The 13853-nt window shown below is 64.0% G+C and carries 10 protein-coding genes; 6 read left to right on the forward strand and 4 right to left on the reverse strand.

Going from position 1 to position 13853, the window contains the following annotated elements:
• Positions 1-116: 116 nt before the first annotated feature.
• On the forward strand, positions 117-1286 hold the full coding sequence (locus AC5ZGW_RS03695) for a fumarylacetoacetate hydrolase family protein (RefSeq protein WP_130228855.1): 1170 nt from the start codon (positions 117-119) through the stop codon (positions 1284-1286).
• Between the two features lie 973 nt (positions 1287-2259).
• Here the strand turns inward: AC5ZGW_RS03695 and AC5ZGW_RS03700 are convergent.
• A complete protein-coding gene (locus AC5ZGW_RS03700) occupies positions 2260-2721 on the reverse strand; it encodes an Lrp/AsnC family transcriptional regulator (protein ID WP_028165031.1) in 462 nt (153 codons plus the stop codon).
• Positions 2722-2860: 139 nt separating this feature from the next.
• On the opposite strand from AC5ZGW_RS03700, the gene AC5ZGW_RS03705 reads away from it, so the two are divergent.
• A complete protein-coding gene (locus AC5ZGW_RS03705; RefSeq protein ID WP_130228612.1) occupies positions 2861-5227 on the forward strand; it encodes a thiamine pyrophosphate-binding protein in 2367 nt (788 codons plus the stop codon).
• A 193-nt stretch (positions 5228-5420) separates the two neighbouring features.
• Positions 5421-6851: an aldehyde dehydrogenase family protein gene (locus AC5ZGW_RS03710; RefSeq protein ID WP_130228613.1), complete on the forward strand. Its 1431-nt coding sequence runs from the start codon at positions 5421-5423 to the stop codon at positions 6849-6851.
• 53 nt (positions 6852-6904) lie between these two features.
• On the opposite strand, the gene AC5ZGW_RS03715 is transcribed toward AC5ZGW_RS03710, so the two are convergent.
• On the reverse strand, positions 6905-7867 hold the full coding sequence (locus AC5ZGW_RS03715; protein WP_130228614.1) for an SMP-30/gluconolactonase/LRE family protein: 963 nt from the start codon (positions 7865-7867) through the stop codon (positions 6905-6907).
• Positions 7868-7970: 103 nt separating this feature from the next.
• Here AC5ZGW_RS03715 and AC5ZGW_RS03720 point away from each other — a divergent pair, with 103 nt between their 5' ends.
• Positions 7971-8789, forward strand: coding sequence for an NAD-dependent epimerase/dehydratase family protein (locus AC5ZGW_RS03720; RefSeq protein ID WP_130228615.1), 819 nt, complete (start codon positions 7971-7973; stop codon positions 8787-8789).
• 76 nt (positions 8790-8865) lie between these two features.
• Positions 8866-10572 (forward strand): IlvD/Edd family dehydratase, encoded by a 1707-nt coding sequence (locus AC5ZGW_RS03725; protein WP_130228616.1) that lies wholly within the window; start codon positions 8866-8868, stop codon positions 10570-10572.
• 8 nt (positions 10573-10580) lie between these two features.
• On the opposite strand, the gene AC5ZGW_RS03730 is transcribed toward AC5ZGW_RS03725, so the two are convergent.
• Positions 10581-11375, reverse strand: a complete 795-nt coding sequence (locus AC5ZGW_RS03730; protein WP_130228617.1) for an enoyl-CoA hydratase/isomerase family protein — start codon at positions 11373-11375, stop codon at positions 10581-10583.
• Positions 11376-11632: 257 nt separating this feature from the next.
• Between AC5ZGW_RS03730 and AC5ZGW_RS03735 the strand changes: the two genes are divergently transcribed.
• Positions 11633-12853 carry an NAD(P)/FAD-dependent oxidoreductase gene (locus tag AC5ZGW_RS03735; protein ID WP_130228618.1) on the forward strand — a complete coding sequence of 407 codons (1221 nt, stop codon included), beginning with the start codon at positions 11633-11635 and terminating at the stop codon, positions 12851-12853.
• A gap of 79 nt (positions 12854-12932) precedes the next feature.
• Here the strand turns inward: AC5ZGW_RS03735 and rbsK are convergent, their stop codons facing one another.
• Complete coding sequence (gene rbsK / locus AC5ZGW_RS03740; protein WP_130228619.1) at positions 12933-13844, reverse strand: ribokinase; 912 nt, start codon at positions 13842-13844, stop codon at positions 12933-12935.
• Between the last annotated feature and the right edge of the window lie 9 nt (positions 13845-13853).

The following is a 13853-nucleotide window of genomic DNA, read 5'->3' on the forward strand; positions in this document are numbered from 1 at the left end:
GGAGTGCCGGAATTGACGCTGCTTCTGTGACATCGGGATGACGAGCGTCTCTACACTGGCGTCGCAGGCGTGCTAAGAAGCGCCGCTAACAACGAAAAGGGATGGGAGATAGCCCGATGATCACGCTGACTGCCAAAGACATCCTGCCGGAGGACGGCACCAACGGCACGCTGGTCGGGCGCGTCTGGTTGCCGCGGCGCGACGGACCGGCCGTGGTCGCCGTGCGCAGCGACGGTGTGTTCGATGTGACCGCGCGCTTTCCGACTGTCAGCGCATTGTGCGAGGAGAGCGATCCGGCCGCTGCGCTGCGCGCCTTCAAGGGCGAGCCCGTCGGCGACCTCGACAGCATCGTGGCCAACGCGCCGCCGGACCGCCGCGATCGGCAAAAGCCGTGGCTGCTCGCGCCGCTCGATCTGCAAGTGTTGAAGGCCGCGGGCGTCACCTTCGCCATTTCGATGCTGGAGCGCGTGATCGAGGAGCGAGCGCGCGGCAATCCCGCTTCTGCCGAGGCCATCCGCAAAGAGGTGGTGCGGCTGGTCGGCGACGATCTCTCCAAGCTCAAGCCCGGATCGGAGGAGGCGATGCGGCTGAAGCAGGTGCTGATCGAGCAGCAGGCCTGGAGCCAGTATCTGGAAGTCGGCATCGGCCCCGATGCGGAGGTGTTCACCAAGGCGCCGGTGTTGTCCTCGGTCGGCACCGGCATGGATGCCGGCCTGCATCCGAAATCGACCTGGAACAATCCGGAGCCGGAGGTTGTGCTTATCGTCTCGAGCCGCGGCAACATCGTCGGCGCCACGCTCGGCAACGACGTCAACCTGCGCGACTTTGAGGGCCGCTCGGCGCTGCTATTGTCCAAGGCCAAGGACAACAATGCCTCCTGCGCGGTCGGCCCGCTGCTCCGCCTGTTCGATGCCAGCTTTTCGCTCGACCATGTCCGCAACATGGATGTCGGCCTGACCGTGAACGGAGCGGATGGTTTCGTCCTCGATGGCCACTCGTCGATCAGCAAGATCAGCCGCGATCCGACCGACCTCGTGGCGCAGACCATCGGACCGGTCCATCAATATCCCGACGGCTTTGCGCTGTTCCTCGGCACCATGTTCGCGCCCGTAAAGGACCGCGATACGCCGGGCCAGGGCTTTACCCACAAGCGCGACGACATCGTCACGATCGCGGCCCCCGAGCTCGGCAAGCTCGTCAACCGCATGCGCTCAAGCGACGAATGCGAACCCTGGACGTTTGGGATATCGGCCCTGATGAAGAGCCTCGCAGTCCGTGGTTCGTAGGGTGGGTTAGCGAAGCGTAACCCACCACTTCTCGAGCCTCAAATTCCGCCGTCATTCCGGGGCGTGCGAAGCACGAACCCGGAATCCATCGAGCCGTAGACGCAAGCGGAGAAATGGATTCCGGGCTCATCGCTTCGCGATGCCCCGGAATGACAAGCATGGATTTGGCACGCGACCCGCGACAAATCAACCCGACGGGCAAATCACCAAAAGTCTGTCCAGCCCTGCAGCGAAAAACATTCCGCTTCCGTCGTCGGGCAAATCAGTGATTTAACTCCGCGCGTCTCACGGCGGATGAGGGGCGGCTCGCGATCGTCACGAACGTTGCGGTGAGATGCGGTGGACGCAGGTGTCGCGATCGACGAACGCGACACCGGCGGACGGCGAAGTCGTGTGGTTCTGGCGCCCCGACGCTGGCGCTAAGCTTCTAACGAAGTGACGGTGGCAAGAAAGCCCGGTCACCGGGAAGAGCACGAAGGAAACCGTAAAACCATCGCGCAGGGAAAGCCGGAATGCTTCGGTTGAACCTGTGGTCCTACCCCCGTGCTTTTTGTTGCACGGGACCCATGGGTGCAACCGGCACCCGGCTTTCCCTGCGCCCTCTGTTTGGTGAGAGGGTGGAAAGTAAAGCAAAGCTCGGACGCAAACGTGTCGCGAGAACGCGAACTCACATTCCTTCCGCTGTTTGAAATGTGAATCACAACTCGCGGCGATGCCGTAGATGGGCAAAGCGAAGCGTGCCCACCATCGCGAGCGCGGCGCTGGACGGTGGGCACGGCCCAAGTGCGCCTTTGCCCACCCTACGCAACCGCTTGCTCCCACCACAACATCTCCCTGTGGTTATGGGTCCCCGCCTTCGCGGGGACCACTGCGTATGATGGGTAGAGCGCAGCGAAACCCATCATTGCGCAGCTTGCTCCATCGCGATGGGTTTCGCTGCGCTCTACCCATCCTATGGAAATCGCAACACGCCTCACACCGGCAGCGCGATCGAATACTTCACCTGGCTCAATGCAAAGCTCGACTCGATCGAGGCGATACCGTCGAGCCGCGTCAGCTTGTTCTTCAGGAACGCTTCATAGGAGGAGAGGTCGGCGGCGACCACGCGCAGGAGATAGTCACGGTTGCCCGTCATCAGATAGCATTCCAGAACCTCGTCCCATTTCGAGATCGCGCGCGCGAAGCGGTTGAGGTCTTCCTCCTTCTGCCGCGCCAGCTTGATCGAGATGAAGACGCTGACATGCAGCCCGAGCGCCTTCTGGTCGACGGTGGCGATATAGCGCGTGATCACGCCGCGCTCCTCCAAGAGCTTCACGCGGCGGTGACACGGCGAGACCGACAGCCCGACCTTGTCGGCGAGCTCTTGCATGGTCATGCGGCTGTCGGTCTGCAGCAGGCTGAGGATCTTGCGGTCGATGGCGTCTAGCGCGGGCATTGGAATGGACTCGCAGTTTGGAACCAGGACGTGGGAATTTATCCCAATCACGGACGGTTTGTCGCAAGGATTTGAGATTTTTGCCGATGGCTCCCCCGCTAAAATCGGCGCATATTTGAATCACGCCCGGAGCACGATCATGGGAATTGCGCCCGCTCGCCTGGAACTGTTGTCCGCGCTGGCGCGGAAGGTGCTCTGGCTGTCGTCATGGACGATCCATCACGCCAACCACATCCGCGCCAATGCGGATGGGCTGAAGGTCGGCGGCCACCAGGCATCATCAGCCTCGCTCGCCAACATCATGTCGGCGCTCTATTTCTCGGTGCTGCGCCCACAGGATCGCGTCGCGGTGAAGCCGCATGCGAGCCCTGTGTTCCATGCGATCCAGTATCTGTTCGGGCATCAGACCCGCGAGAAGCTGGAGAATTTTCGCGGCTACAAGGGCGCGCAGTCCTATCCGTCGCGCACCAAGGACGTCGACGACGTCGATTTCTCCACCGGCTCAGTCGGGCTCGGCGTGGCGCAGACGCTGTTCGCCTCGCTGGTGCAGGACTACGTCAAATCGCACGGCTGGATGCAGGACCGTCCTGAAGGCCGCATGATCGCGCTGGTCGGCGACGCCGAGATGGACGAGGGCAACATCTTCGAGGCGCTGCTCGAAGGGTGGAAGCACGGGTTGCGCAACACCTGGTGGGTGGTCGACTATAACAGGCAGTCGCTCGATGCCGTCGTGCGCGAAGGATTGTGGGCCAAGTTCGAAACCATGTTCCGCAATTTCGGCTGGGACGTGGTCATCGTCAAATACGGCAAGCTGATGCTCGAGGCTTTCGCCGAGCCGGGCGGGGAGGCGTTGAAGCGCTGGATCGACAATTGCCCGAACCAGATGTATGCCGCGCTCTGCTTCCAGGGCGGCGCTGCCTTCCGCAAGCATCTGCAGGACGACATCGGCGACCAGGGACCGGTCTCGGCCCTGATCGACCGCCGCAGCGACGAGGAGCTGCTGGCGCTGATGTCCAATCTCGGCGGCCATGACATGGCGAGTATGATCGAGGCGTTCGAGGCGATCGATCACGATCGTCCGGTCTGCTTCATCGCCTACACCATCAAGGGCGTCGGCCTGCCGTTCCAGGGCCATAAGGACAACCATGCCGGCTTGATGACGGTCGCGCAGATGGAGAAATGGCGCGCGAGCCAGAACATCCGGCCGGGCCATGAGTGGGAGAAGTTCGAAGGCCTGTCGCAGGATCCGGCCGCGCTCGAAGCGTTCCTGGGCGAGGCGCCATTCAACCGCGAGGGACGGCGCCGGCTGGAGGCGCCTCAGATTGAGGTGCCGCCGCAGCTTGCCTACAAGCCGTCGGCGCAGATGTCGACGCAGCAGGGCTTTGGCCTGGTGCTGAACGAGATCGCCCGTGGTGATAGTGCGCTCGCCTCGCGCATCGTCACGGTGTCGCCCGATGTCACGGTGTCAACCAATCTCGGCGCCTGGGTCAACCGCCGCGGCCTGTTCGCAAAGGCGGAGAACCACGATCTGTTCCGGCAGGAGAAGATTCCCTCCGCCTACACTTGGGAATATTCGCCGAAGGGACAGCATTTCGAACTCGGGATCGCCGAGATGAACCTGTTCATCCTGCTCTCGGCGCTCGGGTTGTCGCACCAGATTAACGGCGAGCGGCTGCTGCCGGTCGGCACGCTCTACGATCCCTTCATCGAGCGCGGCCTCGATGCGCTGAACTATGCCTGCTACCAGGATGCGCGCTTCATGGTGGCGGCGACGCCATCGGGCGTGACGCTGGCGCCCGAAGGCGGCGCGCATCAGTCGATCAAGACGCCGCTGATCGGCATCGGCCAGGATGGGCTCACCGCGTTCGAGCCTGCGTTCGTCGACGAACTCGCGGTGATGATGGGATGGGGCTTCCAGCACATGCAGCGTGAGGGCGGCGAGGGCGGCTCGGTTTACTTGCGGCTGTCGACCCGCACCATCGAGCAGCCGCAGCGGATCATGACGGGCGAACTGCAGCGCGACATCACCGACGGCGCCTATTGGCTGCGGCGGCCGGGGCCGAACTGTGATATCGTGGTTGCCTATACCGGCACGGTTGCGCCGGAGGCGATCGAGGCGGTTGGTTTCATCGGCGAGAGCCATCGCGATGTCGGCCTGCTTGCCATCACCTCCGCCGACCGGCTTCATGCCGGATGGACCGCGGCACGGAATTTGCGCCGTGACCGGCGCGGCGTGCAGCATCTCAGCCATGTCGAAAAGCTGCTCTCGGTCCTGCACCGCGACTGCGGTCTCGTCACCGTGCTCGATGGCCATCCGGCTTCGCTCGGCTGGCTAGGCAGCGTGCGCGGCCATCGCGTCGAGGCATTGGGGGTGGAGCATTTCGGCCAAACCGGCACGATCGGCGACCTCTATCGCCACCACGGCATCGACGCCAACGCCATCATCGACGCCGCCGAAGCGGTAACCATCGGGGCCCCGGTGCGGCACCGCAAAATGGCGGTGTAAGGCAGGAGGACGGAGAGGGGAAGGAGCGACAGCGAGCCGTCTTGCCACCATCGCAAGGCTGATCTTATATCCGGTGTCCGCCGCATCGCGGCGCCACCGCATATGGCGGGTTCAACTGATCAAGCTTTCGTGCAAGGATGCCTGCCGAACGCTTCCGTTCTGTTCTCCATACGCCCCGCACAAGAGGTTTCCGATGGTCAACCGCCTGCAGTTCTATATCGACGGCGCCTGGGTCGATCCCGTCGTCAAGAAGTCCACCCCCGTCGTCAATCCGGCAACCGAAGAGGCGATGTATGAAGTGGCGCTCGGCTCCAAGGCCGACGTCGACAAGGCCGTGGCTGCCGCCAAGCGCGCCTTCGAGACCTATTCGCAGACCAGCCGCGAGGAGCGCGTCGCGCTTTTGACCAAGATCGTCGAGATCTACAAGCGCCGCATGAAGGAGATCGGCGCCGCCGTCTCCGACGAGATGGGCGCCCCGCTGCCGATGGCGGAGAAGCTGCAGGCCGGCGCTGGCCTCGGCCATCTCATGAACACTTTAGAAGTCCTCAAGAAGTACGAGTTCGAGGAGACCATGGGCACCGCCGTGATCGTGCGCGAGCCGGTTGGCGTCATCGGCATGATCACGCCCTGGAACTGGCCCTTGAACCAGATCGCCTGCAAGGTCGCGCCCGCGCTGGCGGCCGGCTGCACCATGATCCTGAAGCCGTCCGAGTTCACGCCGACCTCGGCGCTGATCTTCGCCGAGATCCTCGATGAAGCCGGCGTGCCGAAGGGCGTGTTCAACCTGCTCAACGGCCTCGGCCCCGAAGTCGGTGCCGCCATGAGCGAGCACCCTGATATCGACATGATCTCGTTCACCGGCTCGACTCGCGCCGGCGTCGACGTCGCCAAGCGCGCCGCGCCGACCGTGAAGCGCGTCAGCCAGGAACTCGGCGGCAAGTCGCCGAACGTCATCCTCGACGACGCCGACCTCGCCAAGGCGGTGACCGGCGGCGTCATGCACATGTTCAACAATTCCGGCCAGTCCTGCAACGCGCCGTCGCGGATGATCGTGCCGCTGTCGAAGATGAAGGAAGTGGCCGCGATCGCCAAGGGCGTCGCCGACAAGACCAAGGCCGGCGATCCTCGCGCCGACGGCACTACCATCGGGCCGGTCGTCAACCGCGGCCAGTGGGACAAGATCCAGGCGCTGATCCAGAAAGGCATCGACGAAGGCGCCACGCTCGTCGCCGGTGGTCCGGGCCTGCCGGAGGGCGTCAACAAGGGCTTCTACGTCCGCCCGACCATCTTCGCCGACGTCACCAACGAGATGACGATCGCCCGCGAGGAAATCTTTGGGCCGGTGCTGACCATCATCGGCGCCAAGGACGAGGAAGACGCTGTGCGCATCGCCAATGACACGCCCTATGGTCTCGCGGGCTACGTCTCCGCCGGCACGGTTGAGCGCGCGCGCAAGGTCGGTCGCCAGATCCGCGCCGGCAACGTCAACCTGCAGGGCGTTCCGAACGAACGCACCGCGCCGTTCGGCGGCTACAAGCAGTCCGGCAACGGCCGCGAATGGGGCAGGTTCGGCCTGGAAGAGTATCTCGAGGTGAAGGCCGTCGCCGGCTTCAACGCGGCGTAAACCCTTTCACGACACCATTGCGGCGCCGGGGCCTTCGCCCCGGCGCCGTGTTTCTACCCGCCGAGCGCGCCTTGCGTGTTCACATAAAGCGCATAGATCGACTGGCTGGCGGCCATGAACAGGCGGTTGCGCTTGAGGCCGCCGAAGCAGAGGTTGGCGCAGCGTTCCGGCAACGCGATCCGGCCGATCATGACGCCGTCGGGCGCGAACACGACGACGCCGTCCAGCTCGGGATCGCCCATGCCCCAGCCGCACCAGAGGTTGCCGTCGGTGTCGCATCGCATGCCGTCGGGCGTGCCCGGGCCGGCATCGACGAAGGCCCGCTTGTTGGCAATCTTGTCGCCACCAGGCGCGACGTCATAGGCAAGAATCTTGCGGTTCGGCACGCCGCGGGATTCCACGATGTAGAGGATCTTCTCATCCGGCGAGAAGCACAGCCCGTTCGGCCCCAGGACGCCCTCGGCGACGATGGTCGCTTTGCCGGTCTCGTCGTCGATCCGGTAGACGTTGGCATCGATCTCGGGCTCGGCCTTGTAGCCTTCATAGTTGCCGAGCAGGCCGAAGATGGGATCGGTGAACCAGATCGATCCGTCGGACTTCACGACAACGTCATTGGGCGAGTTCAGCCGTTTGCCGCCAAAGGAGTCCATCAACACCGTGATCAAACCGTCATACTCGGTGCGCACGACGCGGCGGCCGCCGTGCTCGCAGGTGATCAATCGACCCTGGCGGTCGCGGGTGTTGCCATTGGCGAAGTTGGAGGGCTTGCGGAAGATGCTGACCGCGCCGGTTTCCTCTTCCCACTTGATGATGCGCTGGTTGGGGATGTCACTGCACAGGAGATAACGCCCGTCGCCGAACCAGACCGGGCCCTCGGCCCAGCGCAGGCCGGTGGTCAGCCGTTCCACCGCCGAGAGCTTGAGCCAGTATTTCTCGAAGCGCGGATCGAGCGCATGGATCGCGGGATCGGGATAGAACGTCGCCGGACGCCAGCCGGCGGGATGCGTATCGGACATTTGCTGTTCTCGTTGTGATGTTTCCTCGCGCCTCATTTTGCTATCATTGTCAGACACCGACCGCAAATCGGCGGAAACAACGAGCGAAGAAACGGGGGACGAAATGCCACGCATCCTGATGACCGGCGCGGCCGGCGGTATCGGCACCAGCCTGCGCAAGCTGCTGCCACCGATCTATCCCGACCTCGTGCTCAGCGATCTCAAGACGCCGGTCGATCTCGGTGCCAACGAGACGTTCAAGTCCGCTGATCTCGCCGACCTCACGCAGGTCGAGGCGATCTGCGAAGGCATCGACGGCATCCTGCATTTCGGCGGCTATTCGGTCGAGGGTCCCTGGGACTCCATCCTGCAGTCCAACATCATCGGCTGCTACAATCTGTTCGAGGCCGCCCGCAAGAAGGGTGTGAAGCGCGTGATCTTCGCCTCCTCGAACCACGCGGTCGGCTTCTATCCGCGCCATCATCGCATCGGCACTGATGTCACGGCGCGTCCCGACAGCCGCTACGGCGTCAGCAAGGTCTTTGGTGAAGCAGTTGGCGCGCTCTATGCCGACAAGCACGGATTGAAGGTGACGTGCCTGAGGATCGGCAATTTCGGTGACAAACCGCTCGATCATCGCCGGCTCTCGATCTGGCTGAAGCCGGAGGACCTGGTGCAGCTCTGCCGCATCGGGCTCGAGCATCCCGATATCCATTTCGAGATCTTTTACGGCGCCTCCCACAACGAACGCGCCTGGTGGGACAATCACCGTGCCTACGATCTCGGCTATCGCCCGACCGGCCGCGCGGAGGAGTTCCGCGAGCACGCAATGGTCGAGCAGGCCAAACTGCCACCCGATCCGGTCAGCGACTTCTATCAGGGCGGCGCGTTCTGCGGCATGGAGTTCGACGGTGACAAAAGCCGGGTCATCGATTGGAAGTGACGCACTCAGGGATCCAAAGTTGACAATGACCGCCGCACGCCGTTAGTGCCCGTAACGAGACAAGAGGACGAAGACAATGGCTGAAGGACTGCGCAAGGGGCTGACGAGCTATGGCGACGCCGGGTTCTCGCTGTTTCTGCGCAAGGCCTTCATCAAGGCGATGGGCTATTCGGACGACGCGCTCGATCGTCCGATCGTCGGCATCACTAATACCTATAGCGACTACAATCCCTGCCACGGCAACGTTCCGCAGATCCTCGAGGCGGTGAAGCGCGGCGTGATGCTGTCAGGTGCGATGCCATTCGTGTTTCCGACGATCTCGATCGCGGAAAGCTTTGCGCATCCGACCTCGATGTATCTGCGCAATCTGATGGCAATGGACACGGAGGAGATGATCCGCGCCCAGCCGATGGACGCGGCGGTCGTGATTGGCGGCTGCGACAAGACGCTGCCGGCGCAGATCATGGCCGCCGTCAGCGCCGACCTGCCGACGGTGGTCATTCCGGTGGGGCCGATGGTGGTCGGCCATCACAAGGGCGAGGTGTTAGGGGCCTGCACCGATTGCCGGCGGCTGTGGGGCAAGTATCGCGCCGGCGAGATCGACGATAACGAGATCGAGGCGGTCAACGGCCGGCTCGCGCCTTCGGTCGGCACCTGCATGGTGATGGGCACCGCCTCCACCATGGCCTGCGTCACCGAGGCGCTCGGACTGTCGCTGCCGATGAGTGCGACGATCCCGGCGCCGCACGCCGAGCGCTTCCGCTCCGCGGAAGCGAGCGGCAGGACCGCCGCCGCGATGGCAAAGGCCAAAGGGCCGAAGCCGAGCGAAATCCTGACGCCGGCCTCGTTCCGTAACGCGCAGGTCGTGATGCAGGCGATCGGCGGTTCGACCAACGGTCTCATCCACCTGACTGCCATCGCACATCGCTCGCCGCACAAGATCGACCTCGAAGCTTTCGATAAGCTCGGCCGCGAGGTGCCTGTTTTGGTCGACCTGAAGCCGTCGGGCGAGCATTACATGGAGCATTTCCATCATGCAGGCGGCGTGCCGAAGCTGATGGCGCAGCTCGGCGATCTCATCGATCTCGACGCGAAGACGATCACCGGGCAGACGCTGCGCGAGGTCGTTGCGGCAGCCGAGGACGTGCCACGGCAGGATGCGATCCGCTCGCGCCAGAATCCGATCAAGGCCGAGGGCGCGATGGCGATCCTGCACGGCAATCTGGCGCCGCGCGGCGCGGTCATCAAGCAGTCCGCGGCGAGCCCGAAGCTGTTGCAGCATACCGGGCGTGCTGTCGTGTTCGAATCCGTCGAAGACATGACGCTCCGCGTTGATGATCCCGAACTGGATGTCACCGCCGACGACGTGTTGGTGCTGCGCAATGCCGGCCCCAAGGGCGCGCCCGGCATGCCCGAGGCGGGGTATCTCCCGATCCCCAGGAAGCTTGCGCGTGCGGGTGTCAAGGACATGGTGCGGATTTCGGATGCGCGCATGAGCGGCACCGCATTCGGCACCATCGTGCTGCACATCACGCCTGAATCGGCTGTCGGCGGTCCGCTGGCGCTCGTGAAGAGCGGCGACATGATCCAGCTCGACGTCGCCAAGCGCCGCATCGATCTTCTGGTCGACGAGGCCGAATTGCAGCAGCGCCGCGCTGCGCTGGCCCCGCGGGCTACGCCCGATTGGGCGAAGCGCGGCTATGCGCACCTCTTCAACGAGACCATCCTGCAGGCCGACGAAGGCTGCGATTTCGATTTCATGCGCGTCGGTGGGAAGGAGTAGGACTCCACCTATTTCGACTTGCTGGTGAATTTCTTCACGGCGACGCGGAATTCGTCCGTCTGCATGCAGTCGATGATGGCGTCGCGCTCGGCGTCGAGTTGCGCCTGGATCGGCGTCGTCGGCGCGCGGTGAATCAGGGCCTTGGTCGCTGCCAGACCTGCCGGCGCGGTCTGCGCGAGCCTTAGCGCAAACTCGCGTGTCGCGGCCTTCAGCTCGATTGCCGGAACCACCTTCGCGACGAGGCCCCAATCGTAAGCCTGCGCCGCCGAAAAACCGTCCTCGGCCAGGAAGATCTGCAGCGCACGGCGAGGCCCAACGCTCGCGGCAAGTCCGACCGTGCCGCCGCCATCGGGCGAGACGCCGATTTTGGCATAGGCCGGCGTGAAGCGGGCGTCTTCGGCCGCGATGCAGAGGTCGGCAACAAAGGCGAGCGACAGGCCGGCGCCGGCCGCCGAACCGTGCACGCTCGCCAGCACGAGCTTGGGCATCCGCCGGAGAGCCGCGATGAAGGCGTGGTAGTGCTTGAGCAGCTCGCCGACCACCGGCTTGACCTTGTCAGCTTCGACCGCAGCACCAATGGTCTGCAGATCGCCGCCGGCGCAGAAAGCGCGGCCCGCACCTTCGATCACCAGCAAGCGGATGTTGTCGTTGCGCTCAACTTCAGCGCCAAACTGCTCGAGCTTCTTTGCGATCGACAGATCGATCGCGTTGAAGGCCGCCGGCCGGTTGAGCGTGATCGTCGCAATTGCGCCGTCGATGGTGAGCAGTGCCGGATCGGTGGCAGTGGTGTCGGGTGTCGGCATGAGCGGCCTCCGGGATGGTTGGCCGACATTTAAGGCGCAGATCGGAGGGGTGACAATCCCACTCTCCATAAAATGCCGCCTTATTTGGTTTCGCCGCCGGAAAACACTCTTGCATCGCGGCAAAGCATGAGGCCAAATGGCGCCTGCCATCGTTCGGGACGCGGACACGAGCGCCGCACGGACGACGCGAACAAGCCGACATCTAAGTGAGGAAATGGCATGGGTCGCTTCAGCGCGCTCGTAACTGGATTGTTGCGATGACGAGAGGACCGGTGATCATCGTCGGCGCGGGGCATGCCGGCTTCCAGCTAGCGGCGTCCCTGCGGCAGGACGGCTTTGCCGAGCGCATCGCGCTCATCAATGACGAAGGCCATCTGCCATACCAGCGTCCGCCTTTGTCGAAGGCTTACCTCAAGGGAACCGGCGGGCCGGAGACGCTGATGTTCCGTCCGGGAAAATTCTATCTCGACCAGGGCATCGAACTGATCACCGATCGGTCCGTGTCGATCGATCGTGCTGCGCGAAACATCATGCTCCATTCCGGCGCGTCGCTCGATTACGGGCACCTGGTGCTTGCGACCGGCGCACGCAACCGGCTGCTCGATATCCCCAATGCCAATCTGGAAGCGGTGCGCTACCTGCGTACCCTGGACGAGAGCGAAGCGTTGCGACATCTGCTCAAGCCCGGCCTGCGCGTCGTCGTGATCGGCGCCGGCTTCATCGGACTGGAGTTCGCCGCAACCGCGCGCGCGAAGGGGCTTGAGGTCGATGTGGTCGAACTGGCGGGACGCGTCATGGCGCGCGCGGTGACGGCGGAAATCTCCGGCTACTTCCAGTCGCGGCATACCGCCGCCGGCATCCGCATCCATCTCGGCGTTCAGGTCACGAGCATCGAGGCCGATGGCGCCAGGGTGGCCGGCGTCAGCCTCAGCGACGGCCGGCATATCCCGGCCGACCTCGTCGTGGTCGGCGTCGGTGTGTTACCGAATGTCGAGATCGCGGCGGAAGCCGGCTTGCCGGTGGCGTCCGGCATCATCGTCGACGAGCATCTGCTCACCTCGGATCCGAATATCTCGGCCATCGGCGATTGCGCGCTCTACAGGAGCGAGCGGTTCGGCGGCTCGCTGCGGCTGGAGTCGGTGCAGAACGCGACGGACCATGCCCGCTGCGTCGCCGCGCGGCTCACGGGCCATGCGAAAGCCTATGATGGGCTGCCGTGGTTCTGGAGCGACCAGGGGCCCGACAAATTGCAGATGGCAGGCCTGACCACCGGCTATGATCGCGTCGTGGTGCGCGGTGATCGCGAGCAGGGACAGTTCTCGGCGTTTTGCTATCGCGATGGCCATCTCGTCGGCATCGAATCCGTCAACCGCGCCGGCGACCATATGTTCGGTCGAAGATTGCTCGGCGCTGGCGGCTCGATCACGCCGGAGCAGGCGGCCGATCCGTCGTTTGATCTCAAGAGCGCATTGATGTGAATTTGTCGGGTGGGCAAAGCGCAGCGTGCCCACCTTCGAGAGCACAGCATGAAATGGTGGGCACGCTACGCTTTGCCTCCTACGTGTTGAGTATATTCGCAACCTCTGCCGCAGTCGGCATCGATGGCGCGGCGCCCATTCGTTGCACGCAGATGGATGCGACGGCGTTGGCGTAACCCAGCGCATCACGAGAATTGTTTCCGCCGGCGAGTTGCGAGGCCAGTGCGCCGACGAAGCAATCGCCGGCGCCCGTGGTGTCGATCGCCTTGACCTCGCGCCCGGCCACGATCAGCGGCTCATCTTTGACCAGCGCCAGCACGCCGCGTTTGCCGAGCGTGACGCAGATGATTCTGTCGCTTCCCGCCAATGAATGGGCGGCATCGATAAAGCGGGTGTAATCGTCGCTGTCGCGCAGCTCGCGTCCCGTCAGCAAGCCGAGTTCGGTTTCGTTGAGGACGAGAATATCGACGAGGTCGAGCAATTCGCCGTCGAATTTCCTGGCCGGTGCGGGATTGAGGACCGTGGTAGCACCGGCGGCGCGGGCGCTCCTGAAGAAGGCGGTGATAGCCGCCTGCGGGATTTCGAACTGGCTCACCGCAATGTCGCCCTTTGCCAGCACAGGCATCGCGACGTCGTCGGCATCGACCAGCGCATTCGCGCCGGGCACCACGACGATGGTGTTATCCGCATCCGCGACGGTGATGATCGCGGTGCCCGTATGCGCCTCGGGCGTGTCCTTGACGAAGCTGAGGTCGACGCCTTGGGCTGCGAGGAACGTCCGCAACTGCTCTCCGAAAGCGTCCTTGCCCAGCCGGCCGATCAGCGTGGTTGGCGCGCCGAGCTTGGCGGCGGCGACGGCCTGGTTGGCGCCTTTGCCGCCGGGGAAATAGAGCACAGCGCTGCCCGCAACGGTTTCGCCGACGCGCGGGTGACGCTCGGCGGTTGCGACCACATCCATGTTGATGCTGCCGGCGACGAAAACCCGCCCCATGCCAAGAGC

The sequence above is a fragment of the Bradyrhizobium sp. Crot121 genome (genome assembly GCF_059512385.1).